We start from the raw sequence: 21,489 nt of genomic DNA on the forward strand, positions 1-21,489 counted from the left end.
TTTTTGAGCGAAATGAAAAACAACACAATGTATCGATTTTATAGAGGCTCTATGAATCGCAACCTTATGTATTGCTGAAAGGCGAGGATGTAACAAGATATTGTGAAATTATTGTTAAATGCCATTTTTACGGAGTTCTGTCTCTAAGGCAGGTAAAAGCTCCAAAAGTATCACTCTTGAAGCTGGTTTTTATCGGTTTTAGCAGTCTCTGGTTTGAATTCCGTATTTTATTTGACCACCTGCGGTTTTCGGATAATACACCTCTACGTAGCAAAGATGAAAAATGTCGACAGGCTTATTTGCGAAGCCGATAAGAAAGTAGGGTTCTTCTTCGTCTTCGACGCCATACCAGCGATTGATGGTTAACTGAGGATCAAATCCCGCCAAATCGTGAGCCGGAATCACATTCTTAATATAGCCGTAATAGCCAATCAAATCGTTAACGCCGTCGTTGTCCAAGTCAATGTTCATCAGCTCTCCAGAATCGACGTTTTCTTGCGACTGGATCACGGCTTTTGCGTAGACCTGATTGTTGGCGGTCATCAGCGCCTCACGGGCACCATACAAGACAGCGATGCGAGCATCCTTCTGGATACCAAGAAATTTTGGGAGCGCAACGACACTTACCACGCCAAGAATGACGATACAAACCACCAATTCTATCAGTGTAAAACCTTTGGTATTACGCACAACCAACCTCCGAATATGTGTTTTTATAGTCTGCTATTCTGGAACAAAATTATGGTTGTAAAGGTATTGAAAAAGAATGAAGTTATGCGATGAATGGTTCGGTTTTAATATATAAAACAAGTTGCTTAAAATTGCAGGGGAAACTCATTCATTCTCACACAAAAAGTAAGTCTTCTCTCAATAAGAAGAGATGAAATACGTGTTGGAATAAGGCGTGGAACATGATGCCCTCAATCATGAATTCCCTCTGGTGAGTGTGGCATTTGTATCACTAACGCACCGGAGAAGTTTATCAGGGTAAATAAAATCGGCTTTTGGCGACGAGAGGTGGGTTAGTTCATCTCAGAAAGAACAAATTCGACAAAAGTACGATTTTTAAGGGAAAGCTGTTTTGAACGGTAAAGCAGGTGGATCGGTTTTGGCTTGGGAGCATGTTGCTGGAGAATTTCCACCAATGCGCCAGATTGGATTTCCTGCTCAACTAAGATCTTTGGTTGCAGAAGAATACCTGAGCCTTTTAAAGCGGCAAACTTAAGTACATCGCCATTATTAGACGTTAATCGGGTGTTGCTGTTTCCAAAGGTATTAGATGGCATGTTCACCACTTGTTGGCTTTCTCCTTGGTGATACTGAAATCCCAAACAATGATGATGCTCCAGATCTTCAAGTGATTGGATAGGCTCATGCTGCTCAAGATAATAGGGGGAAGCGCAGTAAGTCATGTGGTATTCACCCAGTTTTCTCGCGACTAACGACGAATCGACTAACTCTCCGATTCGAATAATCACGTCTGCTTCGCTTCGATATGGGTCAATCAAATTGTTATCCAATATAAGCTCTACATTCAAATCGGGAAATTCTGCTAAGAAGTCAGCCACGATGGGTGCAATGACCTTTTTGCCATAAGTGACAGGGCAGTTAACTTTCACCGTTCCGGTTGGACGGTTGATCAGTGTCTGGATTAGGTTCTCTGCGTTGGTGATGTCTTCAATAATGCGGTGGCACTCTTGATAGTAGAGCCTGCCAGCTTCGGTCAGGGACTGTTTGCGCGTGGTGCGATGAATTAGCTGTGTACCTAAGCTTTGCTCAAGAAAGCTCACGTGCTTGCCAACCATGGTTGGTGAAATATCAAAGTGGTGTGCGGCGTTACGAAAGCTGCCATGTTCGACCACGTAAGCAAAAACTTTCATGCTTGTTAATTTGTCCATTGCACACCCAGAGTTGATAAAGAAATAACTCAAGCAGAGTTTATCAATCATATGAGGTTAATTACAGTGGCGGAATGATTAAGAATGGAGAAAGAGAGCCATCATGAGCGAGACGATTTTTGTTACCGCCGAACTGAAAATGAATGCTGATAAACCAAGACAACAAGTGATTGAAGCCATTGAACAATTTTGCCTTGATATGCAGAGCGAAGCGGGATGTTTGCAAGCGAATGCGACCTACGATTCGAAAGACCCACTGCGTGTGATTCTTTGGGAGCGATATGAAAACCGAGCTGCGATTGAAGCGCATTTTGCTATGCCGCATACACAAGCGTTTATTGCGGCTGAAATGGCAGAGTTAGTTCAGGCATTCGAAACCCAAGCTCAATAGGAGACGTGAACATGAAATGGGGCATTTTAGGCACAAGCTTTATCTCAGGTGTCATGGCTGAGGCAATCCAAGGCGATGACAAGAGTGAGTTGTACGCGGTGGCTGGGCGTTCGGAGCAGAATTTAAAGACATTCGCTGAGCAATATGGCATCGAAAACACGTTTAACGATTACGATGCGTTGATTGCCGATGAGCAAGTCGACATTATTTATATCGCATTGCCAAATCACCTTCATCATGACTTTATTGTCAAAGCGGCGGAGCAGGGCAAAGCGATCCTGTGTGAAAAGTCACTTTCGGTAGATATGGAAAAAACCGAGCTGGCACTTCAAGCAGTAGAAGCGCACAAGGTGTTCTTTGCTGAAGGCTTAATGTATTTACATCACCCGTTGATCAGCGAGTTGGTTTCGGTGCTTAAATCGGGAGAGATTGGTGAACTTCGCTCGATTCATACTTCTTACATTGCATCGATTGCGCAGTTTGTGAATCCAGACAGTAAAGGTGCTTTGTATAACTTAGGCTGTTACCCAATGTCATTGGTGCACTTGGTGGTGAAAACCATGTTGGGTGAACAAGCCTTTGGAAACCGCTCTATGACGGCGATTGGCCGAAGAGGCCATGACGGTAATATCTGTGAATCGAGCTTGATGATGCAATTTGGTGAGCAACAAACGGTGAGCGTACACACTGCCGAAGATCATGGATTGAAACACCAGTTCACCATCCTGGGTAGCAAAGGTTGTATTACGCTAGATTCAAACCCATGGCTACCAACGCAAGATAACCAGTTTAGTGTGGAAATTTACGAGACGTCGAAGCGTGAAGTGTCTGTTTCGGCAGCAGGGGACGCTTTTTACTATCAAGTGCGCAATATCCGCCAGGCGGTTGAAGCGGGGCGTACATCGTTAGAGAACCCTTGTGCAACATGGGAAGACTCTCACCGTATCATGCAGCTACTGACGGAGTGGGAATCACTGGCTTCAAAGTAAGCTTGTGTTTAGGTGAAATAGACCAATGAAAATAAAAACGGCGCACTAAATACAATATTTAGTGCGCCGTTTCTATTTATGTTCAGCTGGCTTAAATGCGGTTATCGCCAGTGCTGAATGCAATGACTTGACTGATTTCAGTCAGACTTCTTCCGCTTTCTTGCTGCCATTGAACAAAGGCTTTGTTGGTTGCGTCGAGCGATTTTTTAGTATCTTTGCCACCTTCAATGATCTTGCAATTACGCAGATAAGCTTCAACGTCGCTAGATAGGATAAAAGTGTCGACGCCCATTTGACGAAGTGTGTAAGGTCCAGTATTTCCGCCTAAGCGATTACCGCGTTTCTTCAAATACGCCCATAGGTCGGTAATTTTCTCTTGCGGCCAATCGGCAACCATTTTGCCAAACGAGCCGTATTCTATTTTTGCTTCGTGGATCATACGAGCATTGGCAGGGATCGACATGACTTTAGTGAGGTGGCGAATAATGCGTTTGTCGGTTGCTTTGGTTTCCCATTGCTCGTCTGACAGCATCAACAGCGGTTCAATCTTAAATCCGAAGAACACTTCTTCGAAGTTCGGCCACTTGTTGCGAACCACGCTCCACGAAATCCCACTTTGGAATACCTTCATCGAAAAAGCGGCCAGCCAACGGTCGTCGGGAATCGCTGCCAATTCTTCTCTGCTTAGTGGATGAGACAAAAGCGCTTCAAGTTGATCTTCACCACCTTTACGCTCAGCAGCGCGCTGATAAATCGCGTCAAATTTTTCGATACTCATAAAAGAAGTTAGTCCTAGTTTATGTCGATATTTGCGAAACATACTACGCTTAAGTGGCTGAATCGTAAATTGATGGAGTGTCACAAATGAAGAAGGTCACATTAACGTTTGTCGGGGAAGGTTCGGATCGTATTGCAGAAAAATTCTATGCGTGGATGACGGACGGTGGGTTAGAAGACAGCATGATTGAGAATTTATCTGACCGTGAAATCTCAGTTGTCGGCATCAGTGATATGGATAATGAAACGCGTGATGTGGTGATCAATACGGAAATGAACTAACGAGTCGTCTTTCGTCAGCTTTTAGAATCAGATAAAACAAAGCCCCTCACGAGAAGGGCTTTGTTGCGTTTATAAGCATGGAAGCTTAGTTATTTACCAGCGTCAGACCGCTTGGTAGTGCATCACCAAAGATACGCTTCGATTCGCTCTCAGAAAGCTCTTTGACTTCTTCAACCAGTGAAACCCAAGATTCAGGCACCTTGCTTTGCTTCAGCTTGGTGAGAACTTGTTCACGGTAGTCGTCTGAGATATCAAATAGGCGGTCGCCCGTCTTACGACAAATCATTACGGCTGCGAAAGCGATCATTGGCTCTTTCTGCCAGTTCTGTTCCAACAGCTTAGGTAACCATTGTTCCGCTTGTTCACGAGGAATGACGTTATGCTGGCTGCCATACAAAGGCGTACGCGATGCCAAGCGACCCATAGCCCACCAGTGCGCTTGTTCGAACTGGTTATGGTTGATGGCTTTGCTCAAGAACCACGTAGCCAATAGAACTTTGTCTTCGACTTCTAGGTGTTCAAGCGATGCCGCTAATCGAACCATGGATTCATAACCCATGTCTTGTGCCGCTTTGGCTGATTGTGGGTTTTTCATCGCACCAGGATGTAGGTATTTCGCGATGTCCGCCAAGATGCTCTCTTGCTGCTCTTGGCTTAAACCACCAGCGATACGACGCCAGAACACCCACCAGTCAGTCCAACCTTGATGGTTCTTGAACTGAATGTTTTGTTGGTAGAGACCCCAAACTTGCTCAATGCGCCATGAGTCGGTTGGATCGCCAAAGCCCGGTCGCAGTGCAAAGCCCGCCAAACGAAGCCAGTTTTTCTCGTGTTGTTCAGAACGACGGCGACGTTTACGACCTTGCGCAAAGGTATCAAAAAGTTGACGTAGGGTCGTGAAATCCCATTCGTCGCGCTTCCCAAGTTTCTTCTCAAGATCTTTGGCTAAGGTTTTGATCTCTTTGCTTTCTGCGCTTTTCTTGTTACCGCTGTAAAGGCGAGCGATCAGCTCCTTACATTCGTTCAGTTTAGGGTGAAGCTTAACTTGCTCGCTGTCGTCGGTTTGCTTGTTACGAACTTCGAACTCCAGCTCCCAACGTTTGCTGTCATCTTCTGCGCTGACACATTCCATCTTAAGCGTGCCGACTTCCGTCAACTGACACGCCAGTTGTACTTCTACGCGCTCTTTTTGGTTGGCTTGCAGTTCGGCGCCTTCACCTTCAAGGGTGGTGATATAAGGCGGCAGAGGGGCAAACAAGTCAGGATCAACGTCCACCATCACGCCGTTTTGAATGGCGGTGTTATTGGTTAAGGTGTCGTGGGTAGAAGTCAGCAGGTTAAAGCGAACGGGCTCACCTAGGGTAAGTGAGAAGCGACGACCACTTAAGCGGATCTCGTGACCTTCTTCTGTACCTTTTGCAAGCAAACAGAGCGCTTTGCCCATCTTGTTCTTCTCTTGAAGGTGCAAGAAGTAAGAACGGGCTGCACCACCACCAATTTTAAGCTGTGCCCCACGACGTGCTTTACCAAACGCAACAGCACCTAGTGCAACAGACCAATCTGGATGTGGGTTGTCTAATACCGTAACCGGAGCGCCGCGCCAATCGGACAGTAGGGTAGTGACACGCTCAGTCACAAGTTCACTATTGAACACACCACCGTTAAGTAGCAAACCTACCGGAATGGCATTTTGTTTGTCGTCTTCAATGCTGAGAGCGGCACGAGCAACTTGTTGGTGCTGAGTTAAGAACTCGGCAACGTGTTTGCTCACTGCTGGGTCAGCAACGTATGGAAGGCCAAACTCGACAACGGCGCTGCGGCGTTTGTCTGGTACTTCACTGAAATCAGAAAGCGGGAAGAAGCCATCCAAAGCGATTTGGTGTACTTCTTGTTTGCTCAGCCCAATACTCTTTGTTCCGCCAAGAAGTTTCGAGCCGCTGCCTAGCATGGTGATTTTTACTTCTTCAGGTGCACTCGATGAAAGTAGGTTTTCTTTCGCCTTGCGAGTTTGCTGAATCAGCTTAGTTAGGCTTGCTGCAGTGAGCTTCTTGCTTTGTTCCCCTTTATTTTGAGAAAGGCGGCTTTCCGCAAGGTGCGCTAATGCTAAGTCGAGGTTGTCACCACCAAGCATCAAGTGTTCGCCAACGCCAATACGATCAAGGGCTAGCTCATTTTGTGAAGAGAAACTTGCTTCAATCAAGCTTAAGTCGGTGGTACCACCACCCACATCGCATACCAGAATCAGTGGCAGCTCTTTGAGCTCATCTGCAGCGGTTTGCTGGTGGCGCGCGTACCAGTCGTAACATACCGCTTGTGGTTCTTCGAGCAGGACGATTTTCTTTAAACCAGCCAGCTCAGCCGCTTCAAGCGTGAGCTTACGAGCGGTTTCATCGAACGACGCTGGAACAGTCACAACCACATCTTGGTCTTCTAGCTTATTGCTAGGGTGACGGTAGTTCCAAGATTGGCGAATGTGGTTGAGGTAGCTTGCGCTGGCAATGACAGGTGAGACTTTATCTACGTCTTGCGCGCCAGCCCAAGGAAGAATATCTGAGCTACGATCCACTGCTTGGTGTGATAGCCAGCTCTTAGCACTGGATACCTGACGTCCTTCCACCTTAGCGCCTAATTCACGAGCCCATTCACCCACGATCACATTACTAATGTCGCCAGATACAGGTTCGTTTTCCCAAGGGAGTGTCAGGTCAGAAGGGGAGATTTGACCAACCGCAGGATGGTAGCGGAAAGAGGGTAGCAGTGGCTTACGAACCACTTCACCCGGACCAATCAATTGGTCGATGTCAAATAGGGATACTTCGGATTGTTCAAGGTTGTCGGTGATTTCACAGTACGCCACCACAGTGTTTGTGGTGCCAAGGTCAATACCAACAAGAAAACGAGGAGATGCCATACAAACCTTCGTGTATTTAAAAACGGCACCCGATTGGATGCCGTTTGATTTCTATTTATTCTTCTTCGCTTGAGTTGCTTTTCGCGTCTTCGCGCACATCGAACTCAACATGCCATTTTTGACCGTTATCAGCGGCGATGGCTTCTAAGTAAAGCGTACCAAGCTCTGTCACGCGAGAGGCTAGGGTTACTGGAACCACTTCACCTTCACGACGACCTTCGGATACAGGCAGCGTTACTTGGATTTCTGGAAGCTCTTCAAGCTCTTCTGGTGCCCAGTAGTCTAGGTGGGTACCTGCTAGGTCATCACGACGAACGGTTGAGCCGAAGAATTGGAAGTTAACCGGTTGACCAATGATCAAACCAAACTCTTGGCTTGGTACGTCAACGCTTGAACCTTCTTCCATACCAAATGGTGCAACACACAGTGCTTCCATTGGCGGCGCCATGCCCGGAATCGCTGGCATCGCACTTTCGATACCTACGTAGTAAGCCGAAGCAATACCACCACGGATACGAACGCCTTGACCACGACGTACAGAGCCGTAATAAGCCGCACCGCTAGCAACCGCAAGGTCTAGATCCACACCTGTTAGGCGTTTTGCCATTTCAGCATCTGCTTCAATTAGCCATTCGTTGATCGTGTCTTCTAGACGAGTTGCTAGAAGTTTCGATTTCAGAACACCACCGTTGAATAGGATTGCGGTTGGCTTGATGAAGTCAGCCGATTGCGCTGCATCCGCACCTGGCATACCAGGCATGTTAGCGAATGGGTTAAAATCTTGAGCTGCTGCTTCTGCGCCATTTCCTGAAGCAGAAAGAGCATTGGCTTGCTTAGACAAGAACGCAGCAATGTGACGAGTAATGCCCGCATCTTGTGCGTAAGGTAGACCCATTTGCGTTAGTGCACCACGGTTACGTTGAACAGGGTGGTCCGTAATCGCAACTTGAGGGAAGAAGCCGTCAACTAGTGTTTGTTGTACTTCTTCTTGAGTCAGTTCTGTTTTCAGCGTTGCGCCAAGCAGTTTAGAACCACGGCTTGGTACCACGATTGGCACTGACTGAAGTTCGCTGTCGTTCAATAGCGCTTCTTTCGCGTCACGACATGCGTGCGTCATTGCCTGAACTTGCCATGGCTGTAGCTCTTTGCCTTCTTGCGCTAGCTTCATCTTCAAGCGGTACGCAAGTGCAAGGTCCATGTTGTCACCGCCAAGTAGGATGTGTTCACCTACCGCGATGCGGTTCAGAGTTAGGTTGCCGTCGTCTTCAGTTACTTCAACCAAAGAAAGGTCGGTTGTACCACCACCGATATCGACCACAAGGACGATGTCGCCAACTTCAACTTCGTCGCGCCATTTGTCGTTGCTGTTATCGATCCAGTTGTAAAGTGCAGCTTGTGGCTCTTCTAGAAGCGTTAGGTGCACAAAACCAACGTTGCGAGCTGCTTCTGCTGTTAGATCGCGAGCAGCAGGATCGAAAGAAGCAGGAACCGTAATAGTCACGTCTTGATCGGCAAGGTTGTGATTTGGGTTCGCGTGATTCCAAGCGTCTTTTAGGTGTTCTAGGTAAAGCTCTGTCGCACGAAGAGGGGATACTTTTTCCACTTCTTCTGGGCTACCAGCAGGTAGGAAGGCATCACGACGGTTTACACCAGCGTGGCAAAGCCAAGATTTCGCACTTGCAACAAGGCGAATCGGTGTTTTTGAACCTAGGTTACGTGCAATTGCACCAACCAGAGCTTTTGGCTCGCTCGACCATGGAAGAACGCGTGATTGCGGGTTCATTTCGTGCTCGTGCGGTTGGTATAAGAAAGAGCCCAATTGGCTGCGAGTCTCTACCGTGCCTGGCGCAGTAAGCTGCGGGATAGGCATCACTTCAACGCGAGCATCTTCGTCGTGTGTATCAACAAAAGACATCACACAGTGTGTTGTACCTAAGTCGATACCAACACTGAATTTAGGCGTCTGCTGAGTTTCAACAGACGCTTCTTGAGAATGGTTTTCTTGGTTCATGTGTTCCATTACAGCTCAACCTCAGCTGGAGCGATCACAGATGCGTCGTAGTTCTCCGCTAGTTTTGGCAACGTCATTGATGTTGCTTTCCAGCCTTTATGAACTAGTGTGCCGTTGAATGGCGCGCTGCCTGTTACGTTGCCAGTTAGGCGGATTTCTTGTGGGTTGAAGCCTTCTTCAACCGTAATGCGAGTTTCTTCGTCTTCGTTGCGAACGTGCGCTAGCGTCACGTAGTCGTTCAGCACTTTCTGACCGCCAGTGTGGATTACGCGAGCTGCTGCGCCTACTTCTTCATCAGAGAATGACGTTAGGTCTTCTTTCAAGAAGTCAATCAGACGAGCTTCTTGCTGCATGATAGAAAGCAGCTGCATTGCAGAATCTGTAGATGCAGTAGCAAGCTTAGATTCAACTTCTACAACACGTTCTACGACTTTCTCAACTTCCACTACTTTTTCTACTTCCACGATCTTCTCAACTGGTTTCTCAACCTCGACGATTTTCTCGACTGGTTTTTCTACCACTTTCTCGATCACTTTAGATTTACGAGATACCGCGATAAGAAGAAGTAAAACGCTCGAAGCCGCAAGGCCTGCGTGAAGCATATCGAACGTTTGAGGAATTAGGTTCAAATCAATGTTCATGACATTTTTCTCTTTCTATTGATTTATTGGCGCTCAGTATTGGCTCATATGTTTACTAAAAGGATCGTCTTTGCGACCTGCACCAAGTTTAGACATTAAAATGATGGTGGATGGTAGCATATTCAAGGCTTAAGACTGTAATAATTCGTGAATATACCGCATGATTAGCATGAAAAATCAACGATTAGACGGAGCTGCAAACGTTGTTGCTTGATGTTTATCCACATGTAGCGCAGTATTTCCATCATTATCGAAGCATTACACGCAAAAAACGTGGAACACGAAATGACATATAGCACGGCTCAACAGAGCATTTTCAAACGATATTCTGCTTCTATTGTAGCTTTTATTACGGTCATTATTGTTGCCGCAGGCATGGTGGGTGTTGCCTACAAAATCCAACAGCGTTACACCATGACCATCTTTGATACCTTGGCTGACCGCCAAGCGGAATCTCTCAAACTTGCGGTGGAAAACGATCTCGAATTCATTGGTGCTGGTGCCAACTTCTTTCACTCCGTCGACAAGTCTTACTGGATGCAATTTCCTTACTACGCGAAACAAGTGGTGGAAGGTTCACAGAGCTTAATTGGTTTGCAGTGGATGGAGCGTGTAGCGCCAAATGAGCTTGATACTTACTTAGAAAAGACCCGAAAAACCTTTCCTACTTTTGAGATTTTTACTGTACCAAAAGACGGCCCAAGAACTCAGGGTTATATCCTTGAAAACAGCGCGCCAGCCTTTATTGCAACAGACATCTACCCAAGAACCGAAACCAATTTATCATTACTGGGCTTTTACTCATCACGTTTGCGATTTGAATTGATTATTGATGACATTATTAAGAATAATCGCCCAAACATTTCTGACAAAGTTCGCCTGCTACAAGATGGATACGATCAATCTTTAGAAAAGTCAGGCTTGCTGGTTTATCACCCAGTTTTTAGCTACGACAAACACGAGCTGCTTGGTGTGGTCATTGGTGTGGTACGAAGCACCGTGTACTTTGACCAATTGATTACTAAAACTGCCACAGAGCTAGATATGTCGGTCAAAGTTGAGGACATGGGCTTTGATGCTTACGACGATCCTGTGCTGTTCAAAAGCGCCGATTGGGATGGGTTGAATGGCAAAGTTATCAGTCGGACCATTCCGCTGCCAAATCGTGAATGGCAAGTTGAGTTCAAATTGTCAGAATCGGTTTCTGCTTGGGAGCGTTCAGTGCTTTACGGTACAGGTATCGCAGGCTTAGTCATCGCTCTGTTGATCAGTTATATCGTCAACCTTCAATCTCGTGAGAAAGAACGCTTGGCGGTCATGCTTGATAGTAAAACCGTGGAGCTGAAGCGTATGGCGGAACTAGACCCATTGACCCAATTGCTCAACCGACGCGTATTTAACGATAACTTGCTGCACTACATTAATGGTGACGTTAAGTTCTCTTTGGTTGGCTTCGATATCGACCGCTTCAAACTGATTAATGATAAATATGGCCATTTGGCTGGTGATGAAGCGTTATTGCATGTGACGAAACTGGTGAATGCGAATCTACTTGATGGTGACCGTTTTTACCGAGCAGGTGGTGATGAGTTCTGTATCTTATCGCAGGTGACGGATAAAGAAGAGCTTGCCACATACCTAGACAAGTTGCGTGGCATCGTGGCGAGTTCACCATTTGACTACGAAAGCACGCCGATCATTTGCTCCTTGAGTATCGGTGCCGCGGTGCACAAAGGGGAAGATCCTGAGAGTTTGTTCCACAAAATGGACGTGCAGCTCTACCAAAGTAAGAAAAATGGTCGAAACTCTGTATCGATCGGCGATTAATTCAGCGAGCAAATTCGAGTTTTGAGTTTGGTTACGGTAGAATCTCACGCTTTCAAATTTACGTTAGGAATCAAGACAAACTATGAACCATAACCGTATCGTCTGCTTCGATTTAGAAATGTGCTGCTGGAATGAAAACGGCGTGGGTAGCACGGGCGAGATCATTGAAGTTGGTTTGGCTGAAATAGATTTGTCGAAAGGTGAAATCGTAAAACGCGCGCAATACTACGTGAAACCAGAGCATGATGAAGTCTCTCTGTTCTGTGCTGAGTTAACCGGTATCACGCCTCGTAAGATTGAAAAACAAGGTCGACCACTAGAAGAAGTGCTCAAGTCGATGCTAAAGAACTTCGGCGGTCGTAACAAGATTTACGCGTCTTGGGGACGTGATGATCTTATTCTGCTAGAAGAGTGTCAACAAAAGGGCATTGATGCCCCGTTTACCGAGTTCATTAACCTAGCGACGTTGTACCGCATTCAAAACCGTCTTAAAGACAAACGTATTGGCCATAAAGCGGCACAAGAAGTGAAAGGTATTGAGTGGGAAGGCCGCCAGCATTCGGGTTACGTGGATGCGTACAACTTAGCGAAACTTGCACTGACCATGCTGTAAACCTAGGCTTTCATTAATCCTTCATTGGAATTCAGTCTTCTCGTCATAAGCCAGCACTAAATTAGTTATTAATAGATAACAACAATGTTGGCTTGGCTCTGGAAGGAAAGGCGATTTGTTTAGGCTGAATCCAAGATAGAGACACAAAAAACGCGCTCATGTAGCGCGTTTTTTATTAGTTGTTACTTATCCTGAGGCTGCTTTACTGAGATTGCAGCTTCGCTCGAATAAAGTCACTGTGGTCAACATAGAGCAGTTCGGCCGTTTTACGAATGACGGCATCTTCTAACGGATCAACTTCTCCATCAGCGTACGCTACTTCCCACATACTCTTGATGAGCTCATAGCGGGTTTCTTGAGAAAGCTCACGCAGCTGAGATGTAAAGTCATAAAGGGAAGTCGACTCACTCGATTTACTTTGAGCCTGAGCGAGGAGGGTGTTGGTCTCTTCTTCCGTCAATGAGAGCAATTTCATTATCAAAGAACGTTTGGTTGCTTGCTCTCTTTCATCGATTTGATGGTCTGCACCCGCCACTTCACAAAGCAAGCATGCTATCGCCATATTGGGTGACAGTGTGTTGGATTGGCTAAGGTCTGAGCCTTCAATAAGTTGTTTAAATAATGAAGTAAGCGAATTAAACATGTTGAACACCAAGCTGTTATCTATTTATTTAAGATGGTAATGGTTCGAGCAAATCTCAAGGTCTTGAAGCAATTCGATCAAGAACTCATACGATTGAGAAGGTGATTTTGCTCAATACTCTGTTTGACCGCAAAAGCGCTGATTTATTCCTCAACTTGTGTTGGGGGGAAATATATTGAGTTACCTTCGCCTGTTAATATACTGATATTACTTGGCTTTCCATCTTCATCTAGTCTCAGCTCCCCAATCGCACTTTGGTTCACCAATCGATAGAAATTGTGATGGCTTGGGGCGCGTTTAAAAATCTTCAAACGCTTGCGCTTTGTGAACAAGTTCAAAGGTGAGCGAGGGCTATACAACATGCGATCCATAGCATCACATGCGCTCAGCAGTTGTGCAGGAAATTGGTTCTTAATCCCACTGCAAGTGATCTGATAGATGTTTGGACTATTGCGGCGAAAGCGCAACTTGATGTCATAAGCGAAAGAGTAGTGCACGTCGCCAGAGAGAATCACGAAGTTAGTTGGTGTCTTGGTGTGAGTGAAAATACTGATTAAGGTATTCGCACTGCCCGGATGCGCCATCCAGTTTTCTGCGTCAATCAGCAATGGCTGACCAAAGCCCGTCATGATGCGTTGCAGCGTTTCAATAAACTTCACACCAAACATGGGCGCGGCAGAGACAATGATCACTTTGTCTTGATGCATCAACTCTTGTTGGAATTCAATCAAGGCTTCCCAATCCATTAAGCCTGACGGTTTGTTCATACGAGATTCTGAACGCCAGCGACGAGTACGCGTATCCAGCACTACCACTTTTGGTGATGTGTGAATCGTGTAGTGCCAATCTTCAAAGCGATAGAGGTACTTAATGAACTCGTCTTGGGATTCTGAAGTGAGCTCTTCAAAGTAGCGGAGCGCATGCTCCATAAATGGGGCGTTGAATTTTTCTGGCGCGTTTCCCCAACCTTGGCACAGCCAGTAAGCGATCAGGCTATTACCGATGATGCGATGCGAGAAGAGGTTCTCATTGGCTGCTTTTTCCCAGCCAACCGTGAGATTCCAATCGTCGGTCACGTCATGATCATCAAAGATCATGTAAGTAGGAACGTGAGCGAGCAAACGTTGGACTTTATCCAAACCTTCAACAAAAGCATCGATGTGAACTTTCTCGTCACGCCAATGCTGCTGCCATTTGGGCTCTAGCGCTTTCCCACCCGTAGTGAATTTTCTATCCAATAAACGTTCGCGATTGACTAACGTCCAAGGCACTGGAGACCAAACGAGTAGGTACATCGCAAACAGTTCAGCAAAACTAATGAGATGGTTTTCACATTCGCGCGAGCTGAAGATGGGCGTACCACGATGAGGTAAGAACTTGCTCAGTAAGCTGCCATCGTCAACGTAGTGGGGCAGAATGTTATCTCGGCCATAAAAGCAATCTGGGCTTTGATACAGCTCTTGCGTGTTTTTAATCGGCGCTTGTTCGAACTCTTCGTCAGGTAAGCCCAATAACTCGACCAACTGTTCGATGGCGTCCAGCATTGGCCCCGCCACATGATCGGCATAGATTTGATCGCCGCTCATGATCAGCATATCTGGGCGGTCTTCTATCTGCTGGCTAGCAACTTTAGCGTCTGCTTGGACGAGTGTGTCCTTACTAAAATGATGTGGGTTACGACAAGAACCGTGCAATACATAATCAGCTTTCTCGCTGATCAAGAATTCCACACCTTGTGCTGACTGCTTATCTTCGCCATAGGTAAGATGGGGCATCAACTCGGTTAACAAACCGGATTGAGTATGGAGCTGATAACGCAGTGCACGGTGGGTAGGAAATTCGTCTTGCAGCGTCAGCATGCAAACCCAAGCACGTTTACCGACTTGTAATAGATGCTCTTTTGAAACAGGCTGAGAATAGTATTGCTCACCCGTGCCAGCATCGCTGATTTCAACCAATCCTTCGAGAGGTTGCGTTGTCACCAACCAAATGTTCACTTCCGTTGCGGTGACTTTTCTCAAAATCGGACCGGCAATAATTAGGGGAAGAGAGGGATGTTCGTTGGTATTGAGCGATGTTGGCAAAGCGGTTTCCTATTATTTTAAATCAGTGTTCTGAATCTTCTTCGAGTATTTCGATAACTTGTGAGCTGCTAAGTTCATGTCCCATCAGAAACAAACCTAACATGGCATCGGCTTTTGACGCACTATCGCTATCTTCATCAAGGATTTGTTGTAGGCGAGTACGAATCAAGTCAATTTCATGGTCAACAAAACCACGGCCTTCTTCTTCGCCTTGGCCATATTCTGGTGCGTTATCGAAGTGCATGAACAGCATGTCACCATCGAGTGTGGTGCTTTCCAAGCGCTCAGGTAGCCATTCTTCTCCCATGACGATATCGGGGTTACTACCTTCAGGCAAGTTGTTGATTATGGTGATGAGTTCAGATGCTTTCACGGTTCACTGCGGCTTTGATCATTGGTTTTCTATTGTATCGGCGAAATGGGAAAAAACTAAGCCATTTAATCATTGTGGAGTCTTAATTGCTTGCATTGTCATCACATCTTTAGCCCCGGCAAATGCGCAATTATCGATAAGTTTCGCTTTAAATAAATTTGGTGATAAATCCAACAAATCTTCATAGGTGGAATCACGAATCGAATGATTGGTCCGATGTGCTGATTGATTTCATAGCGGGAACTAAGCACTCTACGTCACCATTCGATAATGAGAATGATTATCGATAATAAATTTAACTGACGTATAATAGAGTTCCGAAATGAAACGAATAATGACCTTACTTTGTCTTTCCCCCGCATTTGGGGTGATGGCTGCTGACAATAACATTGAAGTTTTCATGAGTGCTTTTCATGAAAACCCAACTGAAGTGATGAACGAGTTACCCCAAAAGGAGGGCGACACGTATCCCATCATTAATATTGAAGAATCGGAATCCATTCGAGCATCCGTGCGCGATGCCATTATAAAGAGAGCGACATCAGAATCTCCTCACTCATTTTCTGCGAACCTTAATAATGACAATCCAGCACGTTTGGTGGATTTAGGAAATGGCCTGATTCGCAATCTCGATGAGTTACACCGTCAGACACCAAACTTCAAACGACTTGATGTACAACCTTGGTCTGACACCTACTGGCCTCTGTATTCTGGTGCTGCTGCTTGGCGTTATGGCGACAGGGAGCTCAGTGCGAGTAATTGGCAAGAGTATTTTGACTTTTCGCACATTCAAAAACCGGTAGTCTCGGTTCAAGGACAGGATCGAGAGGATTTATCTCCGGCAGAAAAATACGATTTGCTGGTGGGGGATACTCAATTTACGCTATCAAAACGTTCGTGGGATTCTGGCAAAGGGTACTACGAATCGAATGGCAGTGTAGAACGCTGGATGGGACTGTGCCATGGCTGGGCTGCGGCTGCGTATATGCTTCCTAGGCCGACGCAATCTGTCACTGTGCCAGATGCTAACGGTGAACCTTTAAAATTTTACCCTTCAGATATTAAAGCACTTGGGACATTATTGTGGGCAGAAGCGCCGTTTGAAACTCGTTTTATTGGGGGGAGATGCAACATAAAGAACCCAGCAAAAGATGAAAATGGGCGAGTGATTGAACCGGACTGTAATGACACCAACCCAGCCAGTTGGCACTTAGCGGTGTTAAACCAGTTGGGGTTATCTGGCCGTAGCTTGATCATGGATGCTACTTACGATTATCAAGTTTGGAACCAGCCTGTTTTAGGCTACAACTTGCAATATTTTAATCCGCAAACGTACCACTCGGCCTCCGACCCTGCAGATGTCATGATCAGCTTAGAATCTTATGACAAAGATCGTTTCTCTACATATCGCTCACGTCGCGCAGCTTCCATTGTTGGTGTTCAAATGCAAGTTGAATACATGGTTGAAACTAACCCTACGCATCGTTCGACTGACATGCCTCGTTATGATGGCGTATCACGAGTGACGTATTACTACGACCTTGAAATCGATGCAAATGGACAAGTGATTGGAGGGGAGTGGTATCAAAATCGTCACCCAGACTTCCTCTGGACACCAACACCAATGGCGGTGGCAAAATCATACTACGATGGCTACGGCGAGTGGGATATGTCATTGCCGATTCCCCAGAACTGGCAGTACCAAGCGCCGCGTGCTTCTCGTTACACGCAGCCAATGACAGCAGTTGTCGAAGCTCTGTTTGCCGCTTCGTCAAGTAAGCAAGATGACCAAGGTGGATGGAAAAAAATAAAAACTAACACGGAGAGTGGCTCGCAGTGTCTTGATGTGGAGTACAGCGCATCAGGAGAGGGCTCAAGAGTGTTTGGTTGGCGTTGTCATAGTGGAGATAACCAAGAGTGGAAGTTAACGTCTGCAGGAAAGCTTGTGAGTCGAAGCATTCCTGAGTTGTGCCTTGATCAACAAGGCATTGAGATTACTCTTGAGCAGTGTGGCGATTTTCCTACCCAACAATGGCGATGGGAAGGTGGGCAGATAAAGAACCGTCTTGATAATGCGTTGAAGTGGAATGACCGCACTTGGCTTGTTGAAGCCGATGTACAAGGCAGTGAGTGGTATTTGGAATAGTTGCAACAAACACAGAGCCCGCTATCGTAGCGGGCTCTCTTTATCATTGCTTAATAGTCGTTACAGCTGCCTTCAAATGTCCAGAACCAGTAGTTCTGATAAGGGTCTGCTCCCCAGTTATCTTGTGTTGCAACAAAGCGGTTGCCCCAATACTTCACTGAAGAACCAGCAGGGTAGTAAGTGTAAGGTGACCACTCTTGCAGAGATGCGCACTGGTCTTGTGGTTCTGGTTCTGGGTTTGGCTGTGGCGTTCCGTATGCCTCACTGACGGCAAGGTAGGCATCAGAAGCGCTCCGCGTATTTGTTACAGTGACATAAATGTCTGAACCTTGAATCCCACCAAAACCACACGCTTCTTCATTACCCATATTGGTCGATGAGCAGTCGTAATCTGAAGGTGTTGCTGGGCGATCAATTGCCACATAAAGTTCCACATTACCATAGCCATTGTAAGTTTGTACCCAAACATCATCGCTAGAGGTTCTGCGCAGAACGAACTGTTGTTCACCTGCCGTGTTGCTTTGGATCGCGACAGGCATGTTGAGCGAAAGCTCTGTCATGCCAGTGTCTGGTCCAGGGTTTGGATTTGGGTTCGGGTTTGGATTAGGTTGACCGCTTTCACAGTTCATCACCTGAACACCCACTTGAGAGAACGCAGACGTGACAGCGGAGCTTTCATATCCCAGCTTTTGCGCTGCCTTACATACGCCTTCTGCACCTTGCTGGAAGGTTGAGTTTGGCGTCCAGTACAACTGGTTTGCCGTTGCGTAAGCCATGAATGCTTTTTTGATGCTCCAGCCTGAGCTTGTCGCTAGGTGGTAAAAGGCTTTGTTGAAAATACCAGAGCTGTGGTGAACATCGATGCCACGGTAGTACTGGTTCACGTGACCAATCGAAGCTCCGTCGTGACTTGGGTTGATGAAGTAACGCATTGCCGGCGAGTATTTCATCACGTGTTCACCCATCTTCCAGTTGAAGCTACCATGCACGTATTGGCTAAGTGCAGCAGCAGCGACGTCAGAAAATGATTCGTTCATTCCGCCAGACATGCCGCGATATTCCAACCCTGAGTTTTGCTCGGTAAAACCGTGGCTGACTTCATGTGCGATAACATCCCAAGTCGCAAGAGGGTACATAGAGCTGTTGCCATCACCAAAGGTCATCTGACGGCCATCCCAAAACGCATTGCCATAGTTTGAGCCGTAGTGAACGCGCATAGTGAGTTTTTGTTGAATAGGACGTGCGCCAAGCCACTCACGGTACATGTCAAACACACGTTGGCCGAAGTAGTGTGCGTCGTTCATTGGCGCGTATGCCCCGTTGATTTCTCGGTAGTTATTCACGTTGCAGTTGAAGCGATGAACTTGACCACCCCACTGTTGGTTGTTCATGTTGATCGTTTCGACATTATCACTGTTCATCTGACAGTATTGGTCAACTTGAAATCCACCAAATTTAGTATTTGGGCCAAAGTAATAACGGCCACTTTTTTGGTTGCCGCCTGGGCCTTCTGCTTCAAGAAAAGCAAGACCTTCCCATTGGTCCATGACCTCTCCTGATTTTGCATCGACCAGCGTGATAGGACGAGAGGGACGCAGATTCACAATCTTAACCGCATCGACTTTGTAGATAAGGTGCGCAGTATTTTGTTCGTCAAGCCAAACCATTAGTTCCGCACGAGCATCATTCTCTGGAGACTCGTTAGATGCAAAACCTTGCTCAGTACCCGTTGCGATCTCAATCGCTTGGTTGGCACTGATCATTGGTAGCGTTGAGTCCAAGTCGTTATCGATCCCAACCACGACATTGCCGTCAATCGATTGAGCAAAGCCTTTTGCGGAAAGATCTGCGACGACAGAGTGGCCGTAGACAGGTACGCCGTAGTGCAACTGCTGTTTACGAACGAGCGTTTGTTGGCCAATTTCTACGCGGTTGATGTTTTGATAGCTCAGCTCGGTACTTGCTGGCATGTAGGATGATTCACCAGCAATATTGAGTGCTTCAGAGAGGTCAGTTTGAGAGTGTTCCACAATTTGTGCTGCCTGCGAGGCGAACGCGAAAGGGACAAGCGATAATAAAGTGACGTTTCGCATAATTAACCTTTTATTATGATTGTGTATTTTCTTATGTGTATGTATTCATTGCAAAAATGCGATTGCAGATTAAAGATAAAACCCAGAAATGCGTAAGTGCAATTGGTTGAATATTTGAGGTTAATTCAAAACAAATTTATAAATCGCCTAAAATATGTGCGGTTATAGTAACGCTACGTAGTCCTGTAGGAATTTTTAACCGATAGACGGGTAAAGTCAGATATACTCTTTGTGATTGAATACTGTCTCTAATTACAGCGACATAGGAGAGTTATGAAACACCTACTAGGAACATCACTAGTATGCTCGGGCTTATTGCTAAGCGGAGCCGCATTTGCTGAGTCGAAGCATGCAGAACAAGAGTGGGGTATTGCAGCGATGTACCGCACTGCTGCGATTCCTTTTTATACAGCTGACGATGACTCGACAGTAAGCACGTTTGTACCAATGATGTTCTTTGAGAATGAACACCTTTACATTGATGGTCTTGAAGGTGGCGTGTTCTTGTTTGATGAGGACGACTCCGACTGGCGTGCGAGTGCGATCATGCGCTTGCGCTTTGTTGATATTCCTAAATCAGTTCAAAACGCTTTTGAGGGCGACCGCGTCGATTTCGGTGGCCAAATTCGTTACAACTTTGACGAGAACTGGCGCGCAGAATTCGAAGTTATGACGGATGACGAATTTCAATTTCATTCTAACTACCGTATCGCGGCGAACTACGAGTTTGGCGACTGGGAGTTGGAACCTTCCTTTACCATTCGTTATAAAGACGCCGACTTCAACAGCACTTATTACTCGTTTGATGAAGTAACGGGCGAGAAAATTGGGGCAGGGATTGATGCTAACTTAGGCATTAAGGCGCGTTACCATGTTATCTCGAACCTGTATTTACTTGGCGAAACCAGCGTCACGCGCTTAGACAGTGAAGCTTACAATAGCCAAATTGTTGAAGACCGCTACCAAGGTGAGGTCTTTGTTGGCTTCGGTTTCTTCAATGACAAAGGGAAGGCTCGCAAATCAGAGTTGAGCAACCGTCCGTATCTGCGTGTCGCTCACGGTTGGGCAACGCCTTCCAATATCGGCGATATTTTCAAATTTAATGCCGAGAAGGATGAATACAACAACCAGCTAACGTCATTATTCTACGGACACCCTTTGACGGATGAAATCTTCGGCTTCCCAATTGATATCTACTTAACGCCAGGTCTGGTCCACCATTGGTCATCGGAGGTTCAATCGTCCAGTACTGAGTATGTGATGGCGATTAAGGCTTACTACACCTTTAATTGGCCGACCAAATGGCGTTTCGGTGTTGCAGAGGGTATGTCTTACATCGATAACATCACCTACATCGAAGGAACTGAGATGGAAGAGAAAGGTTACACCGCAAGTAATTTGCTGAACTATCTCGACTTCTCATTTGATGTGAATGTAGGCGATCTGTTTAACCAGAAAGATTGGGAAAACATGTGGGTTGGTTATTCGTTGCATCACCGTAGTGCAATTTTCGAGAGTGCTTCTCAGTTTGGTCGTATCAAAGGCGGCAGTAACTACAATACCATCTACTTCCAGTATGATTTTTAATCGCAGCTAGATGAATTAGCCAAGCCTTTATATTGTTAGAAAGGCTTGGCTTTTTGCCCACATTTCCTTTTCTTTTATCTCTGCGTTTTTCCATTTTTTCTAGTTGAGATGACTGGCAGAATCGGCGTTTTGGCTTGTTGTTTCTCAAACTTCTGCACCTGTTTCATATCCTCTTCCCATTAACGTTCTTGATAGATTTCTCACATGTTTTCGCTTAAATGCT

At 46.1% G+C, this 21,489-nt stretch carries 17 protein-coding genes; 7 read left to right on the plus strand and 10 right to left on the minus strand.

The window, feature by feature from the left end; translation table 11 throughout:
• Nucleotides 1–198: 198 nt before the first annotated feature.
• On the minus strand, nt 199–690 hold the full coding sequence (locus GXP65_RS03070; RefSeq protein ID WP_005433764.1) for a type II secretion system protein: 492 nt from the start codon (nt 688–690) through the stop codon (nt 199–201).
• 332 nt (nt 691–1,022) lie between these two features.
• Complete coding sequence (locus tag GXP65_RS03075; RefSeq protein WP_162091964.1) at nt 1,023–1,898, minus strand: LysR family transcriptional regulator; 876 nt, start codon at nt 1,896–1,898, stop codon at nt 1,023–1,025.
• A 103-nt stretch (nt 1,899–2,001) separates the two neighbouring features.
• On the opposite strand from GXP65_RS03075, the gene GXP65_RS03080 reads away from it, so the two are divergent.
• Together GXP65_RS03080 and GXP65_RS03085 are read left to right on the plus strand one after the other, a co-directional pair.
• Nucleotides 2,002–2,289, plus strand: coding sequence for an antibiotic biosynthesis monooxygenase (locus GXP65_RS03080; RefSeq protein ID WP_162091965.1), 288 nt, complete (start codon nt 2,002–2,004; stop codon nt 2,287–2,289).
• A gap of 11 nt (nt 2,290–2,300) precedes the next feature.
• Nucleotides 2,301–3,278, plus strand: a complete 978-nt coding sequence (locus tag GXP65_RS03085) for a Gfo/Idh/MocA family oxidoreductase (protein ID WP_162091966.1) — start codon at nt 2,301–2,303, stop codon at nt 3,276–3,278.
• 91 nt (nt 3,279–3,369) lie between these two features.
• Here GXP65_RS03085 and GXP65_RS03090 read toward each other — a convergent pair whose 3' ends face one another.
• Complete coding sequence (locus GXP65_RS03090) at nt 3,370–4,056, minus strand: DNA-3-methyladenine glycosylase I (protein WP_038889440.1); 687 nt, start codon at nt 4,054–4,056, stop codon at nt 3,370–3,372.
• 86 nt (nt 4,057–4,142) lie between these two features.
• Here GXP65_RS03090 and GXP65_RS03095 point away from each other — a divergent pair, with 86 nt between their 5' ends.
• Nucleotides 4,143–4,337: a hypothetical protein gene (locus GXP65_RS03095; protein WP_005377692.1), complete on the plus strand. Its 195-nt coding sequence runs from the start codon at nt 4,143–4,145 to the stop codon at nt 4,335–4,337.
• 85 nt (nt 4,338–4,422) lie between these two features.
• Here GXP65_RS03095 and GXP65_RS03100 read toward each other — a convergent pair whose 3' ends face one another.
• Genes GXP65_RS03100 through GXP65_RS03110 form a run of 3 tightly spaced genes read right to left on the minus strand, consistent with a single transcriptional unit; the run spans nt 4,423 to nt 9,900 of the window.
• Entirely contained in the window at nt 4,423–7,248 is a 2,826-nt protein-coding gene (locus GXP65_RS03100) for an Hsp70 family protein (RefSeq protein ID WP_162091967.1), read from the minus strand.
• Between the two features lie 55 nt (nt 7,249–7,303).
• Nucleotides 7,304–9,268: an Hsp70 family protein gene (locus GXP65_RS03105; RefSeq protein WP_162091968.1), complete on the minus strand. Its 1,965-nt coding sequence runs from the start codon at nt 9,266–9,268 to the stop codon at nt 7,304–7,306.
• Nucleotides 9,268–9,900 carry a DUF2760 domain-containing protein gene (locus GXP65_RS03110; RefSeq protein ID WP_005434042.1) on the minus strand — a complete coding sequence of 211 codons (633 nt, stop codon included), beginning with the start codon at nt 9,898–9,900 and terminating at the stop codon, nt 9,268–9,270. The genes GXP65_RS03105 and GXP65_RS03110 overlap by 1 nt, the downstream gene beginning before the upstream one ends.
• A 285-nt stretch (nt 9,901–10,185) precedes the next feature.
• Here GXP65_RS03110 and GXP65_RS03115 point away from each other — a divergent pair, with 285 nt between their 5' ends.
• Both GXP65_RS03115 and GXP65_RS03120 read left to right on the plus strand, forming a co-directional pair.
• Nucleotides 10,186–11,727 (plus strand): sensor domain-containing diguanylate cyclase, encoded by a 1,542-nt coding sequence (locus GXP65_RS03115; RefSeq protein WP_162091969.1) that lies wholly within the window; start codon nt 10,186–10,188, stop codon nt 11,725–11,727.
• 82 nt (nt 11,728–11,809) lie between these two features.
• A complete protein-coding gene (locus GXP65_RS03120) occupies nt 11,810–12,340 on the plus strand; it encodes a 3'-5' exonuclease (RefSeq protein WP_162091970.1) in 531 nt (176 codons plus the stop codon).
• A gap of 202 nt (nt 12,341–12,542) precedes the next feature.
• Here GXP65_RS03120 and GXP65_RS03125 read toward each other — a convergent pair whose 3' ends face one another.
• The 3 genes from GXP65_RS03125 to GXP65_RS03135 all read right to left on the minus strand — a co-directional run bounded on the left by GXP65_RS03125 (nt 12,543) and on the right by GXP65_RS03135 (nt 15,440).
• On the minus strand, nt 12,543–12,983 hold the full coding sequence (locus tag GXP65_RS03125; protein ID WP_005433825.1) for a TerB family tellurite resistance protein: 441 nt from the start codon (nt 12,981–12,983) through the stop codon (nt 12,543–12,545).
• A gap of 143 nt (nt 12,984–13,126) precedes the next feature.
• A complete protein-coding gene (locus GXP65_RS03130; RefSeq protein ID WP_162091971.1) occupies nt 13,127–15,067 on the minus strand; it encodes an alkaline phosphatase D family protein in 1,941 nt (646 codons plus the stop codon).
• 22 nt (nt 15,068–15,089) lie between these two features.
• Nucleotides 15,090–15,440, minus strand: coding sequence for a hypothetical protein (locus tag GXP65_RS03135; protein ID WP_162091972.1), 351 nt, complete (start codon nt 15,438–15,440; stop codon nt 15,090–15,092).
• Between the two features lie 334 nt (nt 15,441–15,774).
• Here GXP65_RS03135 and GXP65_RS03140 point away from each other — a divergent pair, with 334 nt between their 5' ends.
• A complete protein-coding gene (locus GXP65_RS03140) occupies nt 15,775–17,586 on the plus strand; it encodes a ricin-type beta-trefoil lectin domain protein (protein WP_162092055.1) in 1,812 nt (603 codons plus the stop codon).
• Nucleotides 17,587–17,636: 50 nt separating this feature from the next.
• Here GXP65_RS03140 and GXP65_RS03145 read toward each other — a convergent pair whose 3' ends face one another.
• Complete coding sequence (locus GXP65_RS03145) at nt 17,637–19,679, minus strand: M4 family metallopeptidase (protein WP_162091973.1); 2,043 nt, start codon at nt 19,677–19,679, stop codon at nt 17,637–17,639.
• Nucleotides 19,680–19,952: 273 nt separating this feature from the next.
• Here GXP65_RS03145 and GXP65_RS03150 point away from each other — a divergent pair, with 273 nt between their 5' ends.
• A complete protein-coding gene (locus GXP65_RS03150; protein ID WP_038889430.1) occupies nt 19,953–21,266 on the plus strand; it encodes a MipA/OmpV family protein in 1,314 nt (437 codons plus the stop codon).
• Nucleotides 21,267–21,489 lie beyond the last annotated feature (223 nt).

This window comes from Vibrio sp. LB10LO1 (genome assembly GCF_010092875.1).
GTDB lineage: Bacteria > Pseudomonadota > Gammaproteobacteria > Enterobacterales > Vibrionaceae > Vibrio > Vibrio campbellii.